Origin of the sequence: Paraburkholderia sp. SIMBA_027 (assembly GCF_046535315.1) — a bacterium.
GTDB lineage: Bacteria > Pseudomonadota > Gammaproteobacteria > Burkholderiales > Burkholderiaceae > Paraburkholderia > Paraburkholderia tropica.
This window is the reverse complement of sequence record NZ_JAWRWY010001237.1, coordinates 1-250: the sequence shown is the minus strand read 5'-3', so window position 1 is coordinate 250 and position 250 is coordinate 1. Positions and strand designations below refer to the sequence as shown.

The window sequence follows — 250 nt, the reverse complement described above, 5'->3', positions numbered from 1 at the left end:
CGTGCTGCGCGGATCAACCGGAGAAATATATGCGGGTCTGGAAACAGGTGGGTGTCAGTGTTGCCGTGGTAGGAGCGGGGCTCTGTCTCTGGGGATTTTATTCGCCCGAAGCCCGCAATGTGCTGGCCAGCATCGGGATCGGCAAAACGCCTGCCGGCGCCGTTGAGGTTGCCGCCGCTACGCCCGGTTCGGGTCAAAACGCCGGCGGCGGACGCCGCAATGACAATGCGACCCTGATCGTGACCGCTCC

The 250-nt window shown here is 63.6% G+C and carries 1 protein-coding gene; it reads left to right on the top strand.

Going from position 1 to position 250, the window contains the following annotated elements:
* Positions 1–29 precede the first annotated feature (29 nt).
* Positions 30–250 (top strand): hypothetical protein (locus SB764_RS43095; protein ID WP_410867182.1); only part of this gene is annotated, 221 nt, incomplete at its 3' end.